This is a genomic window from Tepidicella xavieri, assembly GCF_004363315.1.
GTDB classification, from domain to species: Bacteria; Pseudomonadota; Gammaproteobacteria; order Burkholderiales; family Burkholderiaceae_C; genus Tepidicella; species Tepidicella xavieri.
On the sequence record NZ_SNYL01000004.1, the window covers coordinates 143,775 to 164,780 of the forward strand.

General features: G+C 66.8%; 24 protein-coding genes, 1 other RNA gene and 1 riboswitch. Of the genes, 16 read left to right on the forward strand and 9 right to left on the reverse strand.

Annotated elements, in window-relative coordinates; translation table 11 throughout:
- Positions 1 to 5: 5 nt before the first annotated feature.
- Genes DFR43_RS04960 through lptF form a run of 4 tightly spaced genes read right to left on the reverse strand, consistent with a single transcriptional unit; the run spans position 6 to position 3,571 of the window.
- A complete protein-coding gene (locus DFR43_RS04960) occupies positions 6 to 950 on the reverse strand; it encodes a CysB family HTH-type transcriptional regulator (protein WP_133596241.1) in 945 nt (314 codons plus the stop codon).
- Positions 947 to 1,318, reverse strand: a complete 372-nt coding sequence (locus tag DFR43_RS04965; protein WP_164499703.1) for a sirohydrochlorin chelatase — start codon at positions 1,316 to 1,318, stop codon at positions 947 to 949. Before DFR43_RS04965 ends, DFR43_RS04960 begins: the two co-directional genes overlap by 4 nt.
- Positions 1,319 to 1,325: 7 nt before the next feature.
- On the reverse strand, positions 1,326 to 2,444 hold the full coding sequence (lptG, locus tag DFR43_RS04970) for an LPS export ABC transporter permease LptG (protein ID WP_133596242.1): 1,119 nt from the start codon (positions 2,442 to 2,444) through the stop codon (positions 1,326 to 1,328).
- Positions 2,441 to 3,571: an LPS export ABC transporter permease LptF gene (lptF, locus tag DFR43_RS04975; RefSeq protein WP_342776093.1), complete on the reverse strand. Its 1,131-nt coding sequence runs from the start codon at positions 3,569 to 3,571 to the stop codon at positions 2,441 to 2,443. Before lptF ends, lptG begins: the two co-directional genes overlap by 4 nt.
- A 1-nt stretch (position 3,572) precedes the next feature.
- Here lptF and DFR43_RS04980 point away from each other — a divergent pair, with 1 nt between their 5' ends.
- Positions 3,573 to 5,081, forward strand: coding sequence for a leucyl aminopeptidase (locus DFR43_RS04980; RefSeq protein ID WP_133596244.1), 1,509 nt, complete (start codon positions 3,573 to 3,575; stop codon positions 5,079 to 5,081).
- Between the two features lie 14 nt (positions 5,082 to 5,095).
- Positions 5,096 to 5,557: a DNA polymerase III subunit chi gene (locus DFR43_RS04985; RefSeq protein WP_133596245.1), complete on the forward strand. Its 462-nt coding sequence runs from the start codon at positions 5,096 to 5,098 to the stop codon at positions 5,555 to 5,557.
- Positions 5,558 to 5,634: 77 nt separating this feature from the next.
- Here the strand turns inward: DFR43_RS04985 and DFR43_RS04990 are convergent, their stop codons facing one another.
- Positions 5,635 to 5,931, reverse strand: a complete 297-nt coding sequence (locus DFR43_RS04990) for an SWIB/MDM2 domain-containing protein (protein WP_133596246.1) — start codon at positions 5,929 to 5,931, stop codon at positions 5,635 to 5,637.
- Between the two features lie 261 nt (positions 5,932 to 6,192).
- Here DFR43_RS04990 and rraA point away from each other — a divergent pair, with 261 nt between their 5' ends.
- Entirely contained in the window at positions 6,193 to 6,693 is a 501-nt protein-coding gene (rraA, locus tag DFR43_RS04995) for a ribonuclease E activity regulator RraA (protein WP_133596247.1), read from the forward strand.
- A gap of 52 nt (positions 6,694 to 6,745) precedes the next feature.
- Here the strand turns inward: rraA and DFR43_RS05000 are convergent, their stop codons facing one another.
- The 4 genes from DFR43_RS05000 to DFR43_RS05010 all read right to left on the reverse strand — a co-directional run bounded on the left by DFR43_RS05000 (position 6,746) and on the right by DFR43_RS05010 (position 8,374).
- A complete protein-coding gene (locus DFR43_RS05000) occupies positions 6,746 to 7,558 on the reverse strand; it encodes a sulfite exporter TauE/SafE family protein (protein ID WP_133596248.1) in 813 nt (270 codons plus the stop codon).
- 23 nt (positions 7,559 to 7,581) lie between these two features.
- A non-coding RNA gene (gene ssrS, locus DFR43_RS13965) (6S RNA) lies at positions 7,582 to 7,762 on the reverse strand.
- Between the two features lie 34 nt (positions 7,763 to 7,796).
- Entirely contained in the window at positions 7,797 to 8,144 is a 348-nt protein-coding gene (locus DFR43_RS05005; RefSeq protein ID WP_133596353.1) for a cell division protein ZapA, read from the reverse strand.
- Between the two features lie 11 nt (positions 8,145 to 8,155).
- Complete coding sequence (locus DFR43_RS05010; RefSeq protein WP_133596249.1) at positions 8,156 to 8,374, reverse strand: cell division protein ZapB; 219 nt, start codon at positions 8,372 to 8,374, stop codon at positions 8,156 to 8,158.
- Positions 8,375 to 8,408: 34 nt separating this feature from the next.
- A riboswitch (cobalamin riboswitch) is annotated at positions 8,409 to 8,654 on the forward strand.
- Positions 8,655 to 8,725: 71 nt separating this feature from the next.
- Here DFR43_RS05010 and DFR43_RS05015 point away from each other — a divergent pair.
- The 13 genes from DFR43_RS05015 to cobJ are packed head-to-tail and all read left to right on the forward strand — an operon-like array spanning position 8,726 to position 20,972.
- The gene (locus DFR43_RS05015; protein ID WP_133596250.1) at positions 8,726 to 10,591 is read left to right on the forward strand and encodes a TonB-dependent receptor plug domain-containing protein; all 1,866 of its coding nucleotides are present in this window, start codon (positions 8,726 to 8,728) and stop codon (positions 10,589 to 10,591) included.
- Between the two features lie 4 nt (positions 10,592 to 10,595).
- Positions 10,596 to 11,957, forward strand: coding sequence for a cobyrinic acid a,c-diamide synthase CobB (locus DFR43_RS05020; protein WP_133596251.1), 1,362 nt, complete (start codon positions 10,596 to 10,598; stop codon positions 11,955 to 11,957).
- A complete protein-coding gene (locus DFR43_RS05025) occupies positions 11,954 to 12,769 on the forward strand; it encodes an ABC transporter substrate-binding protein (protein WP_133596252.1) in 816 nt (271 codons plus the stop codon). The genes DFR43_RS05020 and DFR43_RS05025 overlap by 4 nt, the downstream gene beginning before the upstream one ends.
- Complete coding sequence (locus DFR43_RS05030) at positions 12,762 to 13,334, forward strand: bifunctional adenosylcobinamide kinase/adenosylcobinamide-phosphate guanylyltransferase (protein WP_133596253.1); 573 nt, start codon at positions 12,762 to 12,764, stop codon at positions 13,332 to 13,334. The genes DFR43_RS05025 and DFR43_RS05030 overlap by 8 nt, the downstream gene beginning before the upstream one ends.
- Positions 13,331 to 14,215 carry an ABC transporter substrate-binding protein gene (locus DFR43_RS05035; RefSeq protein ID WP_133596254.1) on the forward strand — a complete coding sequence of 295 codons (885 nt, stop codon included), beginning with the start codon at positions 13,331 to 13,333 and terminating at the stop codon, positions 14,213 to 14,215. Before DFR43_RS05030 ends, DFR43_RS05035 begins: the two co-directional genes overlap by 4 nt.
- Positions 14,212 to 15,249 (forward strand): FecCD family ABC transporter permease, encoded by a 1,038-nt coding sequence (locus DFR43_RS05040; RefSeq protein WP_133596255.1) that lies wholly within the window; start codon positions 14,212 to 14,214, stop codon positions 15,247 to 15,249. The genes DFR43_RS05035 and DFR43_RS05040 overlap by 4 nt, the downstream gene beginning before the upstream one ends.
- A gap of 11 nt (positions 15,250 to 15,260) precedes the next feature.
- Positions 15,261 to 16,148: an ABC transporter ATP-binding protein gene (locus tag DFR43_RS05045; RefSeq protein WP_133596256.1), complete on the forward strand. Its 888-nt coding sequence runs from the start codon at positions 15,261 to 15,263 to the stop codon at positions 16,146 to 16,148.
- 12 nt (positions 16,149 to 16,160) lie between these two features.
- A complete protein-coding gene (locus tag DFR43_RS05050) occupies positions 16,161 to 16,838 on the forward strand; it encodes an energy-coupling factor ABC transporter permease (RefSeq protein ID WP_133596257.1) in 678 nt (225 codons plus the stop codon).
- The gene (cobA, locus tag DFR43_RS05055) at positions 16,828 to 17,616 is read left to right on the forward strand and encodes a uroporphyrinogen-III C-methyltransferase (RefSeq protein ID WP_133596258.1); all 789 of its coding nucleotides are present in this window, start codon (positions 16,828 to 16,830) and stop codon (positions 17,614 to 17,616) included. The genes DFR43_RS05050 and cobA overlap by 11 nt, the downstream gene beginning before the upstream one ends.
- Positions 17,613 to 18,827: a precorrin-3B synthase gene (locus DFR43_RS05060; RefSeq protein ID WP_133596259.1), complete on the forward strand. Its 1,215-nt coding sequence runs from the start codon at positions 17,613 to 17,615 to the stop codon at positions 18,825 to 18,827. The genes cobA and DFR43_RS05060 overlap by 4 nt, the downstream gene beginning before the upstream one ends.
- 26 nt (positions 18,828 to 18,853) lie before the next feature.
- Positions 18,854 to 19,501: a precorrin-8X methylmutase gene (locus DFR43_RS05065; RefSeq protein ID WP_245988839.1), complete on the forward strand. Its 648-nt coding sequence runs from the start codon at positions 18,854 to 18,856 to the stop codon at positions 19,499 to 19,501.
- On the forward strand, positions 19,501 to 20,241 hold the full coding sequence (gene cobI / locus DFR43_RS05070) for a precorrin-2 C(20)-methyltransferase (RefSeq protein ID WP_133596261.1): 741 nt from the start codon (positions 19,501 to 19,503) through the stop codon (positions 20,239 to 20,241). The genes DFR43_RS05065 and cobI overlap by 1 nt, the downstream gene beginning before the upstream one ends.
- The gene (gene cobJ, locus DFR43_RS05075) at positions 20,238 to 20,972 is read left to right on the forward strand and encodes a precorrin-3B C(17)-methyltransferase (RefSeq protein ID WP_133596262.1); all 735 of its coding nucleotides are present in this window, start codon (positions 20,238 to 20,240) and stop codon (positions 20,970 to 20,972) included. The genes cobI and cobJ overlap by 4 nt, the downstream gene beginning before the upstream one ends.
- Positions 20,973 to 21,006 lie beyond the last annotated feature (34 nt).

Here is a 21,006-nt window from a genome sequence, read left to right on the forward strand (position 1 = left end):
ATGGCTCACAGGTCGTAATCGTGGCCGTGGCCCTGCATGGCCTTCATGATGAGGTCGCGCGAGAGGCGGTCGCTAAGGAGTTCGGCAAAGCGCAGCACGAACTGGCGCAGGTAGGCCCCGCGCTTGAACGCCACGCGGGTCACGTTCTGCCCGAACAGGTGTCCGGCGGGGCGGGCCATCAGGTCGGGGTTGCGCTCTTCGCCCTGCATGGCCATCTCGGCCACGATGCCCACGCCCATGCCCAGCTTCACGTAGGTCTTGATCACGTCAGAGTCGATCGCTTCAAGCACGATGTGGGGCTTGAGTTGACGCAGGCCGAACGCCTGGTCGATGCGGGTACGCCCGGTGAACGAGGGGTGGTAGGTGATCAGCGGTACCTGGGCCAGGTCTTCCAGGCTGATTCGCTCTTTTTCCAGCAGCGGGTGGGCAAATGGCAGCACCAGCACATGCTGCCAGTCGTAGCAGGGCAGGGTGACGAGGTCGTCGTACTGGGTCAGAGATTCGGTGGCGATGCCGATGTCGGCCACGTCATCGAGCAGCATTTGGGCCACCTGCGCAGGCGAGCCTTGGTGCAGGCTCACAGACACTTTGGGGTAGATCTGGCGCAGTTTGGCCACGGGGCCAGGCAGCACGTAGCGCGCCTGGGTGTGGGTGGTGGCGATGCTCAGGGTGCCGCTGTCCTGGGCCGAAAACTGTTCGCCGATGCGCTTGAGGTTGTTGACCTCGCGCATGATGATTTCGATGCTGCGCAGCACATGCTGGCCGGGCTCCGTCAGGCGTTTGATGCGCTTGCCGTGGCGGGTGAAGATTTCCACGCCCAGTTCATCTTCCAACTCGATGATGGCCTTGGACACGCCGGGCTGGGAGGTGTGGAGGGCTTTGGCGGCCTCGGTCAGGTTGAGGTTGCGGCGCACCGCTTCCTGAACGAAGCGGAACTGGTGCAGGTTCATGGCACAGGCCCCTCCAGGGCAATGTCAGCGAGCAGGGCGATGAGGCGGGGATCTTCGCCAGCGGTGGGCAATCGTTGCAGGCGTGCGTGCGGGTGGCGGGCTTGCAGGTCGCGCATCAGCGCGGGCAAGTCCTCGCGGGCGTGCTTGCCCATGCCGAAGAACAGCGGCAGCACGCGGATGTCGGTCGCTCCGTGGGCCACGAGTTCGTCCACCGCCTGTGCCAGCGTGGGCTCGCACAGCTCCAGGTAGGCGCAGCGCACGGTGCAGGACGGATCACGCGCGGCGATGGCCTGCGCTACGGCCTGCACCGGCTGGCGCCACAGCGGGTCGCGCGATCCATGCGCAAAGACGATGACGGCGCGCATCATTCCTCCCTCATCGCTTCAGCACCAGCCAGCCAAAGGCGCCCAGCGAGGCCAGCGAATACAGCAGCGATGGCGCGGCCGACGCCAGCCACGGCTCCCAATTGCGCAGGTTGCCGATGTAGCCGAACACGTTGTTGAGCAGGAAAAAGCTGATGCCGATCATGACCCCGGCAAACACATAGGCCGCCAGGCCCTTGGCGCGGAAATGCAGATAGGCAAAAGGCAGGGCCAGCACCACCATCACCAGGCAGCTCAGGGGATAGAACACCTTGCGCCAGAACTCGATCTCGTAGCGCTGGGCCGTCTGGTTGTTGGCCTCCAGATGGCGGATGTAGCGGAAGAGGTCGGCCGTGCGCATCCGCTCGGGCTTGAGCAGGGCCACGGCGATCATGTCGGTCGTCAGCGTGGTCGGCCAGTCGAGGGTTTCGGGTGTGCTGTGGCGAGTCTGCGGCGCTTGCGTGCCATGGACGAACTCGCGCAAGCGCACGTCGCGCAGCCGCCACAGGCCCGCGGCATTGTCCACCGTGGCCGAGGCTGCCTGCACGGTTTGGCGGATGCGGCCGTCGTCGTCGAACTCGAAGATGCGCACGCCCTCCAATTCGCCCCGGGCATCCATGGCGCGGACGTTGACGGAGATCTGCCGGTCATCCCCCCGCTCCTTGAGCCAGGCGCCCGTCTGCCCCACGCTGATGCGCCCCTGGTAGGTGGCCTTGAGCAACTGGCCCTGACGGTCGGCCCAGGGGGCCAGGTAGTCGCCGATGGCCACCGTCAGCACCACGAAGCCGGCCCCGAGCCACAGCATGGTTTGCAGCGCGCGCCAGGGCCCCAGCCCGCTGGTGCGCAAAATGGTGAATTCCGAGCCCTGGGCCAGTCGCACGAGCCCATAGACCGAGCCAATGAGCACGGCGATGGGCAGCAGCTCGTACAGGCGGCTGGGCACCAGCAGGCCGACGTACAGCAACGCCTGCGGCATGCCGTAGCGCAGCGAGGCGTCCAGCGGCGACGCTCGTCCCAGCGCTGGCAGCTCGTCCACCAGATCGAAGAACACGAACAGGGCCAGAAAGGCCAGCGCCACGAAGCCGATGGCGCTGAGCACTTCGCCAAAAATGAGCTTGCGCACCGTTCTCATGCGCTGGCCCGGGAAAAGGTGGGCATGGGCAGGCGCCAACCCCAATGGCGCTTGGCCAGCCACAAGGCGCTCAAGGCGAACACCCCGCCATGCAGCCCCAGCATCAACGCCGGCCACGACATACGCCCCGTGGTCACCCAGTTCTGCCCCAGGTTGAGCAGGTTGTAGTACACGATGAAGGCAAACAACATGAACATCAGATTGCCGCTCTTGCCAGCCCTGGGGTTGCCGGCCGCCACGGCCACTCCCATGAGCGTGAAATTGATGGCCGTCAACGCCAGCCCCACCCGCCACGACAATTCCCCGGCATGGGCGGGGTGCGGTTGCGTCAGCAACTCCCAGGTCGATCGGGCTTTGAGGCCGAAAGCCGCCTCCGTGCTGGCGCTGCTATGCCCGATCTGGATGCCATAGGCGCGGAACTCGCTCAGCCGCACCGGCCCCGGCGCCTCCGCCGGGGCCAGTTCCAGGCGCTGGCCTTGCTCCAGCAGCAGCATTTGCTGCTCACCCATCCACTCCACCCGGCCGCTGCGCGCCGACGTGATGCTTTCTCGGCCGTCGCGCGCTGTGCTGGCAATGAAGACGTTGCGTCCCTCGGTGCCGTCGGCCGTGTCTTTGTCGATGAAGAACACCCGCCGGCCGCCCGAGGATTCCTGGAACTGTCCGGGCGCGATGCGCTCCAGGTCGCCGCGTTGTTCGTAACGGCTGCGCAATTCGTCGGTCTGGCGATTGGCCCAAGGCCAGGCAAACATCACCAGCACGGCGATGGCCAGCAAGATCGGCCAGGCGAAGCGAAACACGGGTGGCAAAAAGGCCGCAATGCCCCGGCCGCTGGAAAACCAGATCACCATTTCGCTGTCGCGGTACATGCGCGAGAGGGTAGAGACGACCGCGATGAACAGCGCCAGCGTGAGCACCGTGGGCAGCCGCCCGATGACGGTGTAGGTGAGCACCAGAAGAATTTCTTCAGGGTTGACGCTGCCCCTGTTGGCCAGCCCCAGCGTGCGGATCAGCAGCATCGTGATCACGATGGTCAGCAAGACCAGCAGCGAAGCCCCGAAGCTTCGCGCCATCTCACGGCGCAGGGAGGAATGGAATAACATCGTTGGCAAACCCACAACAGCCGACATTATGGACTTCGAACTCAAAACCCTGACCTCCCACCAGGCTGCCAGCATGGCGGCCGATGCCCTCATCCTGCTGTGGCCCGACCGGGCCGACGAGGCCGCTGGGGGCATCGACGATCCCTTGACGCTGTGGGCCCGCGGCGCCGTGGCGGACAAGGACATCGAGCCCGCCGCCGGCAGTTGCCTGCTGGCCCACCGGCTGCCGGGCGTGCAGCCGCGCCGGCTGGCGCTGGCGCGGGCAGGCGACGGCTCGGCCGCCGCGGTGCGCAAAGCGGTGCTGGCCGCGCTCAAAGCGCTGCCACAGGACGCCCTCAAGCGCCTGGTGCTGCTGGCAGGCAACATCGCAGCACCTGCGGTGTCGGCCGCGGTGCAGGCGGTCTCTGAGGCCAGCTACCGGTATGTCGCCACCAAGTCTCAGGCCAAGCCCCGGGCTTTGCAAAAGGTGACCGTGGGCGTGGCCGATGCGGGCGCGGTGCGGCAGGCCTTCGAGCAGGGGGTGGCGGTGGCCCACGGCGTGGAATGGGCGCGTGAGTGGGCCAACCGGCCCGGCAACCATGCCACGCCCACCCTGCTGGCCGAGGCCGCCCGGCAACTGGGCCGCCAGCCCAAGGTGTCGGTCGAGGTGCTGGGCCCCAAAGAGGTGGCCAAGCTGGGCATGGGGGCATTCATGGCGGTGGCCCAAGGCTCCAGCGAGCCGCTGCGTTTCATCGTGCTCAAGTATCAGGGGGCGGCCAAGTCGAGCGTCCCGGTGGTGTTGGTGGGCAAGGGCATCACCTTCGACACGGGGGGCATTTCCCTCAAACCCGCCCCCGAGATGGACGAGATGAAATTCGACATGGGCGGCGCAGCCAGCGTGCTGGGCACCTTTGCCGCGCTGGCTCGGCTGCAACCCGCCATCAACGTCGTCGGGCTGGTGCCCAGTTGCGAAAACATGCCGGACGGGCGCGCCATCAAGCCCGGCGATGTGGTCACCAGCATGAGCGGGCAGACGATCGAAATCCTCAACACCGATGCCGAAGGGCGCTTGATCCTGTGCGACGCGCTCACCTACGCCCAGCGCTTCCAGCCCCGCGCGCTGATCGACGTGGCCACGCTGACCGGCGCTTGCGTGATCGCCCTGGGTGGCGTGCGTGCCGGCATGTACGCCAATCGCGACGAACTGGCGCAGGCGCTCTATCAGGCCGGCGAGCAGGCGCTCGATCCGTGCTGGCGCATGCCGCTGGACGACGAGTACGCCGAAGGGCTGAAGTCGCCCTTTGCCGACATGGCCAACGTGGCTGGACGGCCAGCCGGTTCCGTGACGGCGGCCAAGTTCCTGCAAAAGTTCGTGGGCGAGGCGCCCTGGGCGCACCTGGACATTGCTGGCGTGGCTTGGAAGGGCGGGGCGGCCAAGGGAGCGACAGGGCGGCCGGTGCCGCTGCTCGTGCAGTATTTGCTCGACGAGGCCAGCCGCCTGGCACAGGAACCGCGCCGATCGGCCAAGACGGCGGCCAAAACCCCTCGCAAGCGCTGACCGTGTCGGCAGCCATGTCCCCGGCCATCGCCTTTCACTTCAATGTGCCGGCGTCGCCACAGGCTTATCTGTGCCGCCTGTTGCGCAAAGCCTCGCTCGCTGGCCTGCGCAGTTGGGTGCTGCTGCCGCAAGACCTGCTTCGCCCCTTGGATGACGCCTTGTGGACGTTTTCGGCCGAGGACTTCATCCCGCACGCGGTGTGCGGCATCGTGCCGCCTGCGCAGTGGCAGCGCGCGGCCGTGGTCCTGTCGGACGGGGCCATGCCTGAGCCCGGGTCCGGCGTTTCGGTGCTGGTGAACCTGTTGCCGGCCGTGCCGCCCGGGTTTGAAGGCTTTCAACGGCTCATCGAGGTCGTGCCCGAAGACGATGCCCTCAAGGCGGCGGCCCGGCAGCGTTGGCGCCATTACACCGGCTTGGGCTACACCATCGAGCGCCATGACGTGGCGCAACTGGCGCAGCGCCTGCAAGAACGCTGAAGGGCCAGACCCCAAACGCGCATCACAAACGCACATGGCCCCGAACGGGGCCATGTGGGCAACGTGACGCGGCTGAATCAGGACAGGTGGCCGCTGATCAGTTTGGTCATCTCGAACATCGAGACCTGCGGCTTCTTGAAAATGTCTTTGAGCTTCGCGTCGGCGTTGATCATGCGCTTGTTGGTGGCGTCCTGCAGCTTGTTCTTCTTGATGTACTCCCAGACCTTCTTGGTCACCTCCGTGCGGGGCATGGGCTTGCTGCCGATGACGGCGGCCAGCGTGGGGCTCGGGGTCATGGGTTTCATGAAAGCGGCGTTGGGCGTGCGCTTGGCCGGCGCAGCTTTAGCAGCAGGAGCTTTTTTCGCAGTTGCCATGTGTCAAGTCCTTCTGTGGGTTTGAGTCATGTCATGGGGTGTATCCAACACCGGCCACGAACGGTGGTCATCCTATACGCAAAGTTCCCGGTTTCATAGAGAGGCAAAGGGTTTTTTTCGGGGGGCATGGGTTTTTCCTAGGGGGTGATGAACGTGCGCGACATTCAGCGCAAGCGGTGTCAGCCTCTTGAAAGCAACCGGCCAGGCTGCTCGGCTATCATCGGCTGGAAATCGGCCTGTCTCGGGGCTGTCACGATGAGGATGACCGTGAAATTTGCCACTTGCGATTTGTGCGATGCGTACAAGAACGATCTGAGCGGAGACTTTCGGGTACTGCCCCCGGTGTTTCGGGATTTCGGCGGGCGACAGGCGTTTGCCGGCCCGGTGGCCACGGTCAAGTGCCATGAAGACAACTCCCTGGTGAAAGCCGCCGTCGAGTCCCCCGGGCTCGGGCGTGTGCTGGTGGTGGACGGTGGCGGCTCGTTGCGGCGGGCGTTGGTCGGGGGCAATCTGGCGGCGGCAGCGGCCCGGCATGGCTGGGCCGGCGTGGTGGTGGACGGCTGCGTGCGCGACGTGGCCGAACTGCGTGCCTGCGACGTGGGCATCCGTGCTCTGGCGGCCATGCCGCTGCCTACCGAAAAGCGTCAGCAGGGGCTCAGCGACGTGCCGGTCTGGATCCAGGGCGTGCCCGTGCGCCCCGGCGAATGGCTGTACGCCGACGAAGACGGCATCGTCATCAGCCGGACACCGATCCACCCCTGAATGCCACGGCTCAAGTGCGGGGCGCAAGACCTTTGGCGGGCAGGCGCGGGACTCAGGCCGTCAGGCCTTTGTACAGCATGAAGCCGGCCAACGCATACAGGATCAGGGCAAACAGCCGTTTCAGCGGTTTGACGGGCAGGGCGTGAGCGGCCCGCACGCCCAGCGGCGCGGTCAGCACGCTGGCCGTGGAGATGACCAGCAACGCCGGCAGATAGATGTAGCCGATGGAGCCGGCAGGCAACCCCGGTACGCCGCTGCCGGAGACGATGTAGCCCGCCGCATTGGCCAACGCAATCGGAAAGCCCAAGGCCGCGCTGGTGGCCACGGCCTGGTGCATGGCCACGTTGCACCACGTCAGGAAGGGCACGCTCACGAAGCCGCCACCGGCGCCCACCAGCCCGGACAGGAAACCGATCACGCCCCCGGCAGCGAACTGCCCCGGCGTGCCCGGCAGCGTGCGGCTGGGGCGGGGCTTGCGGTCCAGCAGCATCTGGGTACCTGAAAACGCCACGAAACCTGCGAACACCAGCGCCAGCCAGCGGCCGCCCAGCACGGCAAACACGCCCAGGCTGGCCAGTGCCGCGCCGGCCACGATGCCCGGGGCCAGGCGCGCGACGATATCCCAGCGCACGGCGCCACGGCGGTGATGCGCCCGGACGCTGGACAGCGACGTGAAGACGATCGTGGCCATGGAGGTCGCGATGGCGACCTTGACCGCCAGATCGGCAGACACCCCTTGCGCGGTGACGATCACGGTGATGAAAGGCACCATCAGCATGCCGCCGCCGATGCCGAGCAGGCCCGCCAGAAAGCCCGTGAACATGCCCAAGGCCAGCAACTGGGCCACCAGCAGGAGATCCAACATGCAAGAGGGGGAGAGGTAGGGGAAAGGTGTCCGCCGTTGTGCCGGACCGTCATCCTGAACGTGGGGGTTCAGGTGGGCGAGGGCAGCGCAGCTTCGGGTTCGTCTGACGCGAGACGATCACACCCACTGCGCGATGTACCAAGCCCGGGCTCAATGAGCATTGGTTCAAGGAAATATAAAGCCCGACTCCAACGGCAGACGCCCCGATTGTAGTACGTCGCCTGGCAGCGAGGACCGCTCAGAACAACCGTCCGTCCGGCGCGAGGGCGGCATCGAGGCGTTGCAGCAGGGCTTGCAGTTGGGCCTCCTGCTCGGCCAGCCGCGCAGATTCCTCGGTTTCCCCGGATTCGGTTTGCCCAAATGAGGAATTCCGAAAGGCGCCCGCGTCTTTCTGGAACAGTTCAAAGGCAATGTTCAGCGCAGCCAGCACGGCGATGCGGTCTCGCGCCTTGACCTTGCCGGCATCGCGGATGCGGCACATGGCGCCATCGACCTTGGCCACGGCCTCGCGCAGCGCCTCTTCGCCATCGACCGGGCAAGCCAGCATGTAGCTCTGGCTCATGATCTGGACTTCGACTTGCTTGATGCCTGGCTTGTTCATGCCTCGGGCTCCTGGGATTCGGCGGGAAGTTGAGCCAGCAGGGCGTCCAGGCGCTGGCGGGCCGCATGGCACTGCTGGCGCAATTGATCGCGCTCTGACCGCAGGGTCTCCACCTGCTGCTGCAACAACTGGTTGACCCGCTGCAACTCCTCGTGGCGGAGCAGCAACCGGTCCACGCGCTCGGATAGCTGGTCGATGTAGATCTGCAGAGGCATTTGCTCCACATTGTAGAGCCGCCGGCACAGGCCGGCTAGAATGCAGGATGTTGGTGCTCGCTGCCCGGTTCCTGGGCAGCGGTTAAACGGGAAGCTGGAGGCGCGTGGCTGTGGCCAGTCGCGCGTTAACCAGCGCTGCCCCCGCAACGGTAAGTGGACAGGTTGCTCCCTGGGGTGACCTCGCTTTCGCCCACCTCGCCACTGAAAGCCCCTGGCTTTCGGGAAGGCGGTGAAGGTTGTTTCCACCAGCCCGGATACCGGCCAACGAGGTGGCTCTGCGTGCAACGCGGGGCCGTGATGCCCATGCACTGTCGGGGAAGGCGGTGAGGGTGACAAGCATTGTTTGTTGTCATGCGTATTTCTGTAGACAGCGCCCGTGTGGCGTGCGTGCCTGCGGCCATTCTGGCTGGGTGGGCGGGGGTGATCGTGCCTGCGTCGGCCGAGACGGCGCAGATGGAAACGGTGGTGGTGACGGCGACGCGGGTGGCCACGCCGCTGACGGATCTGCTGGCCGATGTGTCGATCATCGACCGGGCGCAACTCGAACAGGCCGGGATGCAGTCGCTCATCGATGTGCTGGCGAATCTGCCGGGCGTGCAGGTGACTGCCAACGGCAGTTACCGCTCCAATTCGGGGGTGTTTCTGCGTGGGGCCACCTCGTCCCAAACCATTTTGCTGATCAACGGGGTGCGCGTGGGTTCTGCCACGTCCGGTGGCTACTCCCTGGAAAACCTGCCGCTGGACCGGATCGAGCGCGTCGAGGTGCTGCGTGGCGCGGCGGCGGCACTGTACGGTCCCGATGCAGTCGGCGGCGTGATTCAGGTATTCACCCGCGAGCCCCAGGACGGGCTGATGCGTTCGGCCACCGTGGGAGCGGGAACGGATGGGCAGCGCAAGCTGGGCGCCTCGTTGCAAGGGCAGACCGGCGACTGGGGGTACAGCCTGGGGGCCAGCCATGAGCGGGCCAAGGGTATCAACGTCAAGCTGCCGGGCGCTTCCGGCTTCAACCCCGATACCGATGGGTTCGAGTTCTCCAGCCTCGATGCCAGCCTGCGCTACCGGGTCAATGCCCGGCATGCGGTGTCGGCTCAAGTGCTGTTCAGCGACGGCGAGTACGATTTCGACGGCGCGCCATCGCCCAATCCCCTCAGCCTGAACGCCGCCACCGCCCGGGCCGTGGCGCACCCTCGGCTGGAGCAGCAAGTGCTGAAATGGACGGCCGACTGGACCGCCGACTGGACATCGACCTTGACGTACGGACGCTCCCAGGACGTTTCGGTCAACCGCTACTGGCGCATCGCCGACGGGGCGCCCGCCGGCGCGAGCCGCTTCAACACCACCCGCACCCAACTCGTCTGGCAAAACGACATTCGCTGGGGGCGCGACACGCTGAGCCTGATTGCCGAGCAGCGTGAGGACGAGGTGGACAGCACGACCCTTTACACGGTGTCGTCACGCACCGTGCGGGGGCTGGCGGCCTCGTACGCGATGAAAGGGCAAGATTGGGATGGGTTGGCCACCGTGCGGCATGACCGCAACTCCCAGTTCGGCAGCTTCAACACCTGGGCGCTGTCGGCGGGCTACAAGCTCAGCCCGTCGTTGCGGTTGGTGGGCAGCATGGGGACGACCTTCCAAGCGCCCAGCTTCAACCAGTTGTACTTCCCCGGCTTTGGCAACCCCGAGCTGACGCCGCAGAAAGGCCGGGCGCATGAGGTGGGCTTGCGCTATCAGCAGGGGGCCACCCGGGCCAGCGCCGTGCTGTACCGCAACCGGGTCCAAGGCTTCATCACCCCTTCGACCAATGTGCAGTCCAACTTGGCCGTGCTAGAGGGCGTGACGCTGACGTGGGACCAATCCTGGGGCGCGACGGCGCTGTCTGTGTCCTATGACCATGCCGATCCGCGCCTCAAGCCCAGCAATGACCGTGTGGTGCGGGTGGCCCGCCACGTGTTGCGCACCCAGGTCAGCCATCGGCAGGGGCCCTGGCAGTCTTATGCCGAGCTGCGCTTGTCCAGCGACCGCGAGGATACCCAATGGCCGGGACGGGTGACGCTGCCGGGCTACGGGGTGTTGAATGTGGGGGCCACTTATCACATCCGCCCGAACCTGAGCCTGCAGGCGCGGCTGAACAACCTGACGGACAAGACCTACTCGCTGGCCAACGGGTTCACCACGCCGGGGCGCAATTTTTTCGTCTCGCTGAACTGGAACGACTGAGCCGATGCCGAACACCCCCGCCCGTTGCCCCGCTTTGTTGATTGCCGCTCCGGCCTCGGGGCAGGGCAAGACCACCGTGACCGCTGCGCTGGCGCGTCTGTTGACGCGGCGTGGCTGGCGGGTGGGGGTGTTCAAGTGTGGGCCCGATTTTTTGGATCCGCACTGGCACGCGCTGGCGTGCGGCGCCGAGGTGGACAACCTGGATCTGTGGATCAACGGTGAAGCCGACGTGCGGCAGCGCCTGTACCAGGCGGCCTTGGCCCATGACGTGCTGCTCATCGAGGGGGTGATGGGGCTGTTCGACGGCCAGCCCAGCGCCGCCGATCTGGCCAGCCGTTTCGGCATCGCGGTGCTGGCGGTGATCGATGCGGCGGCGATGGCCGGCACCTTCGGTGCCATCGTGCATGGCTTGCGCCATTACCGTCCGGGCCTGCCCTGGGCGGGCGTGCTCGCCAACCGGGTGGGCAGTGAAGGCCATGCCCGGATGCTTCGGCAAGCGGTGTGCGGCGCGGCTGCGGACGGTGCCGCTGCCAGCGACTTGGACGCTGGCTGGCTGGGCGCCTTGCCGCGTGAGGCCAGGTGGGCATTGCCCGAGCGTCATTTGGGGCTGACGGTGGCCAGCGAGTTGCCAGACGCCAATGAGCGGCTCGACGCCTGGGCCGATGCGCTGGCCAGCACGCCGCTGGGCCTGCTGGACCGCGCCGGCTGGCAGCGCTGGGCGGTGGACTTCGCGCCCGTGGCCGATGCCGCCCCTGAGCCACTGCTGGCCGGGCGCACCGTGGCCGTGGCGCGTGATGCCGCTTTCTGCTTCATCTATCCGGCCAACCTGCGCGTTTTGGAAGCGTTGGGGGCGAGGGTGGCGTACTTCTCGCCACTGGCCGACGAGCCCTTGCCCGACGGTTGCGATGCGGTGTGGTTGCCAGGCGGCTATCCGGAGCTGCATGCCGCAACGCTGACGCGCAACCGGCGCACGCGCGAGAGCCTGACGGCCCATGTGTCCGCCGGGCGGGCCGTGTGGGCCGAATGTGGAGGCATGATGCTGCTGTTCGATGGCATCACCCACACCGATGGCCGGCGCTGGCCGATGTGGGGGCTGCTGCCCGGCGAAGTGACCATGCAGGGGCGGCTGGCCGCGCTGGGGCCGCAGCAGTGGCGCACCCCGCGCGGCGTGCTGCGCGGGCATACCTTTCACCACTCCACCGTGGCCACGGCCTGGCCGGCCGATGCGCAAACCGAGCCGGTCAGCTCCTTCGGCCAGCCAGAAAGGGTGTATCGGCGTGGTGCTCTGCGTGCCAGCTACTTCCATGCGTGGTTTGCGTCCAGCCCGGCGGCCACGGCAGCCCTGTTCTCGGCGGAGGCCGCATGACCCAGCCAGGCCCCCAGCGCATCGTCTGCCTGACGGAAGAAACCACCGAGTGGCTCTACCTGCTCGGGCAATCGCACCGCATCGTGGGCATCAGCGGCTACACGGTGCGTCCACGCCGGGCGCGGGAGGAAAAGCCCAAGGTCAGCGCTTTTCTGAGTGCCAAGATCGACAGGATTCTGGCGTTGGAGCCGGATTGCGTGTTCGGCTTTTCGGATTTGCAGGCCGATATCGCCGCGGCGCTGATCCGTGCCGGCGTGCAGGTCACGGTGTTCAACCAACGCAGCGTGGAGGGCATTTTCGGCATGCTGTATCAGGTGGCGGCCATGGTGGGCTGCGCCGAAGAGGGGCTGGCCCGTATCGGGGCGATGCGCCAGCGGCTGGCCGAGATCGCTCAAGCCGCCGCCGCGCTCGACGCCGAAGGCCGGCGGCGGCCCCGGGTGTTTTTCGAGGAATGGGACGATCCCCACATCAGCGGCATTCGCTGGGTGTCGGAACTGGTCGGCGTGGCCGGGGGCGTGGATATCTTCCCCGAGCTGGCCGTGCAAGCGCTGGGTAAGGACCGCGTCATTGCCGATGGGGCCGAGATCGTGCGCCGTGCCCCCGACATGGTCATTGGCTCGTGGTGTGGCAAGAAGTTTCGCCCGGAAAAGGTGGCTGCGCGTCCTGGCTGGGCCGACGTGCCGGCCGTGCGCGATGGGCAACTTTTCGAAATCAAGTCGGCCGACATTCTTCAGCCTGGCCCGGCCGCGCTGACCGACGGCGTGGAACAGTTGCACCGGCTGATCCAGCAGTGGCGGAGGTTGCATGGCTGAAGCGCCGCGTTGTGAATTCATTCTTGGGGGCCAGAAAAGCGGCAAGTCGCGTCTGGCCGAAGAGCGCGCGCGCGACTGGCTGGCTGCCGGTGCCGGGCGCCGGGCGGTGTTGATCGCCACGGGGCTGGCGTGCGACGATGAGATGCGTGCGCGCATCGCCCGGCATCGGCAGGAGCGCGCCGCCCGGGTGCCAGGGCTGCTGACGCGGGAGGAGCCGCGTGCGTTGGCCGAAGCGGTGCGCCGAGAAAGCGCCCCGGATACGCTGGTGGTGGTGGATTGTCTGACGCTGTGGCTGACCCAAGTGCTGATGCCCCCGCCCGGCTGGACGCCGCTGCCAGACCCGGACAGCGCGGGGGAGGACGTGTGCGCAGCCTTGGCGGCCGCGTCCGGGCCGGTGGTGGTGGTGAGCAACGAGATTGGCCTGGGGGTCATTCCCCTGGGGCCCCCGGTGCGTCGATTCGTCGATGCGCTCGGGCGGCTCAATCAGCGCGTGGCCGCGGTGGCTGAGCGTGTCACGCTGATGGTGGCGGGTTGCCCGCTGGTGGTCAGAGGGGGTGCGTCATGACGGTCAAAGGCTGGATGGCGGGATGGCTGGCCGTACTGGCCTGGGGCGTGTGCGCACTGGCGGCCGCGCAGCCGGTCACGGTCACGGATGACCGCGGACGCACGATCACCTTGCCTGCGCCGCCGCAACGCATCGTGACCATCTTGCCGTCGCTGACCGAAACCGTGTGCGAGCTTCAGCAGTGTCATCGGCTCGTGGGGGTTGACCGGTATTCCAACTGGCCCTCGGCCATCGAGTCGCTGCCCAGGGTGGGGGGCGGCATCGATCCGAACATCGAAGCCATTGTGGCCCTGCGGCCGGATGTGGTGCTGGTGGCCTTGTCGAGCCGGGGCAGCGAGCGCCTGGAAGCGCTGGGCCTGAAGGTGGTGGCGCTGGAGCCCAAGACCCATGCCGACGTGCAGCGCGTCATGGGCACAGTCGCCCAGGTGCTCGGGCTGCCGCCGCAGGAGGCCGGCCGCCTCTGGCGCCACATCGATGCCGCGGTGTCGGCGGCTGCGCAGTCCTTGCCCCCCGAGGTGCGGCGCACCCGTGTGTATTTCGAGGTCAATCGCGCGCCTTATGCGGCCGGGGCCGCCTCGTTCATCGGAGAGACGCTGGCGCGGCTCGGCGCGCAGAACATCGTTCCTGCGGCATTGGGGCCTTTTCCCAAGCTCAATCCGGAGTTTGTGGTGCGGGCCAATCCAGACGTGATCATGGTGGGGGCGCGCAATGCCGACGGGATGACGGATCGCCCAGGCTGGAAGCGTATTCGCGCGGTGAGCGAAGGGCGGCTGTGCGTGTTCAGCCATGAAGAGGCCGACACCATCATCCGGCCCGGCCCGCGCATGGCCGAAGGCGCCCGCTTGCTGGCCGACTGTCTGAGAAAGCATGTGCAGCCATGAGCCGTCCGCTGTCTTCCTCGGTGTCAGATCCCCGGTGGCGATTCGGCGCCTCGCCCCCGCGTTGGCTGGCCTTGGCCGGGGGGCTGGTCGGGGCGGCTGCGGTGCTCATCGTGCTGGGGCTGGGCGTGGGCAGCACGGGGGTGGAGTCTGTCTGGGCGATGCTGGCCGACCCGGTGGCGGCCCAGATCGTGTGGGACATTCGCGCGCCGCGAACCCTGGGGGCCTGGGCGGCGGGCGCTTTGCTTGGCCTGGCGGGCGCGGTGGCGCAAGGGCTGTTCCGCAATCCTTTGGCCGATCCGTTTTTGCTGGGCAGTGCTTCGGGGGCGTCGCTGGCGGTGGCCGTCACGCTGGCGGGTCTGGGGGTGTCGCCTTTTGCGGCGGCCTGGGTGGTGCGGCTGGGGCTGACCGGCGCGGCCTTCGTGGGCGCGGTGGCGGCGGTGCTGCTCACGCTGGCGCTGGCCCGCGGCGTTCAGCACACCTTTCGCCTGCTGCTGGCCGGTGTGGTGGTGGGCATGGTGCTGGGGGCGCTCACGTCTTTGGTGACCCTGATGGCGCCCGACGTGTTGCAGGCCATGCAGGCTTTCATGTTGGGCTCGACCGGGTTCGTGGGCTGGTCCTCATGGGCGATCATGATGTCGGTCGGGGCGGTGTGCGTGGCAGTCGCCTGGTCTTTGGCCAAAGTGCTCGATGGCCTGAGCCTGGGCGAGGCCACGGCGCAAAGCCTGGGCTTGCCGCTGGCACCGCTGCGGGTGGCGCTGGTGGCGGTGATTGCCCTGGCCACGGGCACCGCCGTGGCCCAGACCGGCTTGATTGCCTTTGTGGGCTTGGCGGCGCCGCATCTGGTGCGCTCGATCGTCAAGACCACCCATGCCCGCCTCGTGGGCTTGTCCAGCCTCATGGGCGGGCTGTTGCTGCTGGCGGCCGACTTGCTGGCGCGTGGGCTGTTGGCACCCCAGGAAATCCCGGTCGGCGTGCTGACGGCCGTGCTCGGGGGCGGCTATTTGTTGTGGCTGATGCATCGCCGGACCGCATGACGTCTTGCACGATGAACACTCCCCACACAACCCCCTGCCTCACGGCGCACGGACTCACCGTGGAACTCGGCGGGGGGCGTGCGGGCCGGCTGGTCCTCAAAGGGCTGGACCTGGCCATAGGGGCCGGCCGCTGGATCAGCATCGTCGGCCCCAATGGGGCTGGCAAATCCACGCTCTTGCGGGCGTTGGCCGGTTTGTTGCCGTATCAGGGGCAGGTGCGGCTGCTGGGCCGCTCGCTGACCGACTGGCCTCACAAGGAGCGGGCCCGCACGCTCGCCTGGCTAGCCCAAGGCGGGGCCTCAGACATGGGAGCCGATGACCTGACCGTGCGCGACGTGGCAATGCTGGGGCGTCTGCCGCACCAGGGCTGGATCGCCCCACCGAGCCCCGCCGATCACGCGGCCGTGGAAGCGGCTTTGCGTCAAACCCACGCCTGGGACTGGCGTGACCGGCCTTTTGGCGCCCTGTCGGGTGGGGAGCGCCAGCGTGTGCTGCTGGCGCGGCTGCTGGCGGTACAGGCGCAGGTGCTGTTGATGGACGAGCCGCTGGCCAACCTCGATCCACCCCATCAGGCCGATTGGCTCGCGTTGGTGCGCGAACTGGTGGCGCAGGGGCGAACCGTGGTCAGCGTGCTGCATGAGCTCAATGTGGCATTGCATGCCGACGAACTGATCATCCTGGCTGAGGGCGGCTTGCGCCATCAGGGGTCAGCCACGGCGGCTTCGACCCACCGGGCGCTGGAAGCGGTCTTTGAACATCGGATTTCCGTGCAGGCCTTGACTGCTTGGTACCGACCGAATGGGATGCCCGGTTGGGTGGTTTTGCCTCGGTGGCAGGCTGCGCACCCAAATGTCGTCAATGTTTGTTCAACCGGCGCCGATTCAGGCGCGCATATCTGAAGGAGGAGTGACATGCACATTGAACCTGGAGTGGTAGAAGGCAGCAAGATGATTTTGGGGTATGCCACAGGCACAGGGGCTGTGGCGTGGGGTGTCAAGCTGGCATGGGATATGTTGCGCCAGGAAGGCGCTTTGCCCTTGGTGTTGCGATCTTTGTTGACCACTTTGTTGGTGTTTGGCTTTTTTGAGGTGTTGCCCACCAAGCCTGTCGGGGTGTCGGAGGTGCATTTGATTCTCGGCACCACGCTGCTATTGCTCTTTGGCGTTGCGCCAGCAGCCATCGGCTTGGCGGCCGGACTGCTGATCCAAGGCTTGTTTTTTGCCCCCACCGATCTGCCGCAATATGGCATGAACGTTACCACGTTGTTGGTGCCGCTGTATGCCACTGCGGCGCTGGCGCGGCGCGTCATTCCGCAGCAGGTGGCTTATGTGGATATTCGTTACGCGCAGGCCTTCAAGTTGTCCTTGGCCTATCAGGGAGGTATCGTCGCTTGGGTCGCGTTTTGGGCCCTCTATGGGCATGGCGTCGAGGCCGATAACCTGGCCAATATCGGCGCTTTCGGGGCAGCGTACGTCGTGGTGATCGTCGCTGAGCCCTTGATCGATTTGGCTGTGCTGGCTCTGGCCAAGTTGCTGCATGGCTTGAAGAACAGTGTGGCCGTGCAGCGTCGCCTCTACCATGTCGGCTGAAGCCCAGGCTGCAGCGGCTTCGGGCTGGGTGTCCATCGTCGGAGCTGGTCCGGGGCCGCTGGACTTGATGACGCTGCGGGCCCTGGACCGGCTGCGCCGGGCTCAGGTGGTGATCCACGACCGCCTGATCGGGCCTGATATCTTGGCCCAGATTCCTGCGCAGGCGCTGCGCTTGGATGTGGGCAAGGCGCGCGGGAGGCACACCGTGCCACAACAAGACATTCACGCGCTGATGGTGGCCCACGCTCGCGCAGGCCGGCGCGTCGTGCGCCTCAAGGGTGGTGATCCGTTCATTTTTGGTCGGGGTGGCGAGGAAATGCAAGCGCTGCAGGCAGCTGCGGTGCCATTCGAGGTGGTGCCCGGCATCAGCGCTGCGCAAGGGTGCGGGGCTGCTGCCGGTATCGCGCTGACGCACCGGGAGCTGGCCAGCCAATGCGTGTTCCTTCCGGGCCATCTGGCCGGTATGGCTGCGGCTTACGATTGGAAGGCGCTGGCCCGCCCTGGGCAAACGCTGGTGTTTTACATGGGGGTGGAGCGGCTGGCGCTGATTGCCGAGGGTTTGGTCGCGAACGGTCTGCCGGCGGATACGCCAGCGGCGTTGGTGATGGATGGCACGCGCCCTGGTCAGACTGTCTTGGCCTGGCCGCTACAAGAGCTCGTTCGACATGCTCCCCCTTATGGCCCGCAACCGGGGTTGCTGATCATCGGACCGACGGTGGCGTTGAGTCCGCATTATCAGAAAGAGGCCATCTCCCGTTCGGTGGAGGCAGCGGCATGATGATTGAGGTGGCCTCGTCTGCGGCGGCTGAGACGTCGGTCTCGCGGCGTGGCTGGTGTCCAGGCGCGTGGCGACCGATGCCATCCGGCGACGGTTGGGTGTTGCGCATTCGCGTGCCGCTGGGCAGGCTGTCACGCGAACAGGCCGAGGGGCTGGCAGCGCTGATGCGTGCGCATGGTCTTGGCGTGATCGAGTTGACTCAACGCGCGCATTTGCAGTGGCGCGGGGTGCAGCCGGCGCAGCACGACACATTGTTGCGCGGCTTGTCTGAGTTGGGCTTGCTGGACGACAACGCCGAGCAGGAGGCGCGGCGCAATGTGTTGGTGCAGCCGTGGTGGCGCCCTGGAGATGCCACGCACAGCGTGGCGCGGTCTTTGCTCGATCGCTTGCGCCAACCGGGGGCGCCGACACTGCCGCCCAAATTCGGTTTTGCGGTGGATTTGGGTGAAGCCCCCTGTTTGCGTGCAGCCAGCGCCGATGTGCGCATCGAGCCGCTGGATGATGAGCGCGTCGTGGTGCGAGCCGACGGCGCTTTACGCGGCGCGGCGGTGCCGCTGGCGCAGGCGGCCGACGAGGCATTGGCGCTGGCCGCCTGGTTTGCCGAGACGGCGCAGAGTCCGCAGGCGCCTCAGCGCATGGCGGCCAAAGTTGCAGCGGGGGGCTTGCCGCCGCGCTGGCAACACGTGCCGGCACCAGAGTCAGTCGGGGTGCGTTGGGGCAGTCATCCATGGATGCGGCAGACGCATGAGACGATGGCCTGGGTGGGTGCGCCGCTTGGCAGGCTGAGCGCGGCCGCATGGGCGCGTCTTGCCCGTTTGGCGCCTTTGCGTTTGACTCCGTGGCGCGCGGTGTTGCTAGAGACGCATCGGTGTGCGCCAGCAGATGAGGATTGGATCACTGATCCCGCTGATCCTCGGTTGCGCGTAGCCGCATGCGTTGGTGCGCCAGGCTGTGCGCAAGCCCTGAGGCCGACGCTGCCTCTGGCCTTGTCGCTGGCGCCTCATGTGCCGTCTGGCGGCCGCTTGCATGTCAGCGGCTGCGCCAAGGGCTGCGCCCATCCAAGACCAGCCCCTGCTTTACGCGCAAGTGCCGATGGCTGGGACTGGATCGCGTACGGGCGTGCCGATGCCATGGCTGACGCCCATTTTCGCCACGATCACGAGCTGATCAAGGCCGTGCGTCACATGATTCCATGCTCCCTTCCCATTTAAACAAAGGAACTACACGCGTGCCAGGCATTCTTCGACCCGCTTCACGTATCCATTACGAACGCGATGGTGTTGCGATATATCGGCAATCGTTTGCCATCATCCGCGCCGAGGCCGATTTGTCACGCTTCGATATCGATCAAGAGCCAGTGGTGGTGCGCATGATCCACGCTGCGGGCTTGGTGGAGCTGGCAGCGCAAGTGGCTTTTACCCCGGGATTCGTGGAAAAGGCTCGTGCGGCCTTGCGCTGTGGGGCCCCGATTCTGTGTGATGCACAGATGGTGGCCTCCGGCATCACCCGCCGGCGTTTGCCTGCGGCCAATCCCGTGTTATGCACCTTGAGCGATTCACGGGTGCCGGTGTTGGCGCATCAGCTGGGCACCACGCGCAGCGCCGCCGCGTTGGAGCTGTGGCGACCGCATCTGGCCGGGGCGGTGGTGGCGATTGGCAATGCGCCCACGGCGTTGTTTCACTTGCTAGAGATGTTGCAGGATCCGGTATGCCCACGCCCGGCTGCCATCATCGGATGCCCGGTGGGTTTCGTGGGCGCGGCGGAGTCGAAAGCCGCCCTGATGGATGAAGCGCCGGTGCCGGCCATGGTGGTGCATGGGCGCTTGGGCGGGTCGGCCATGACGGTGGCGGCCCTCAACGCCCTGGCCTGTGAGGAGGAGGTGTGATGGGTCGGGTGATTGGCCTGGGCCTGGGCCCAGGGGATCCAGATCTCGTGACCGTGCGGGCGCAGCGCTGGCTGTCTCGGGCAGGGCAGGTGGCTTATTTTCGCAAGCGTGGCCAGCCTGGGCAGGCTCGGCGTATCGCGCAAGCATGGCTCGCGCCTCATGCGCAGGAGTACGCCATGGAGTATCCGGTCACCACAGAGCTGCCTGTCGACAGCCCCGACTACAACGGATTGTTGGCGCGTTTCTATGACGATTGGGTCGAGCGATTAGAGGCGCTGGCCGAGCACGACGACGTGGTGGTGCTGTGCGAGGGCGACCCGTTTTTTTATGGGTCGTTCATGCATCTGTATGAACGGCTGCGCCGTCGCGGCCGAACGGCCTTGGAGGTGGTTCCAGGCATGCCGGGCATGGTTGGGTGCTGGTGGGCTTGTGGCCAGCCGATGACCTGGGGCGACGATGTGTTGACCGTCTTGATGGGGACTTTGCCAGAAGACGAATTGGTCCAGCACATGCAGCGTACCGACGCGCTGGTGGTGATGAAAATCGGCCGCCATCTGGGACGGGTGCGCCGCGCGTTGCAGCGCGCGGGATTGCTGGGGCGTGCCTGGTTGGTGCAATACGGCACGATGGAGGCGCAGCGTGTTGCGCCGTTGAGCGAGATGGGGGAGGACGTCACTTGTCCATACTTCACCATCGTGCTGGTGCCGGGGCAGGGGCGTAGGCCGGAGATCATTCCATGATCGGCTGGCTCTGCGTAGCCGGCTTGGGGCCGGGGGATGCGGCGCTGATCACCCCGCAGGTGCAGCAGGCGCTGCAGGAGGCCACCGACGTGCTGGGCTACGGCCCTTACTTGGCGCGCGTGCCGCGGCGTGCGGATCAAGCCCATCACGCCAGCGACAACCGCGAAGAGCTCGAGCGCGCGCGTCACGGGCTGCGGCTGGCGCAGGCAGGACGGCGGGCGGTGATCGTCTCCTCCGGCGACCCCGGGGTGTTTGCCATGGCCGCTGCGGTGTTCGAGGCCATGGAGGCCGAGCCGGCTTGGCAGCAGCTGGACGTGCGCGTGCTGCCCGGGGTGACGGCGATGCTGGCGGCAGCGGCCCGCCTGGGCGCGCCGCTGGGCCACGACTTTTGCGCCATCAACCTGAGCGACAACCTCAAGCCGTGGGCGGTGATCGAGCGGCGGCTCGCGCTGGCGGTGCAGGCCGACCTGGCGCTGGCGCTCTACAACCCGCGCTCGCGCAGCCGGCCGGAAGGGTTTGCCCGCGCGCTGGCGGTGCTGCGCCAGCACTGCGAGCCGCAGCGCTGGGTGGGGTTGGCGCGCGCGGTCTTCACGCCGCAGGAATCGGTGCAGCACCTGCCGCTCGTGCAAGTGCAGCCGGAGATGGCCGACATGCGCACGCTGGTCATCGTCGGCAGCCGCGCCACGCGCACGGTGGGGCGCTACCTCTACACCCCGCGGAGGGGCGGCTGATGCAGCGGGGCAGGGGATGTCGGAGGCTGCCTCG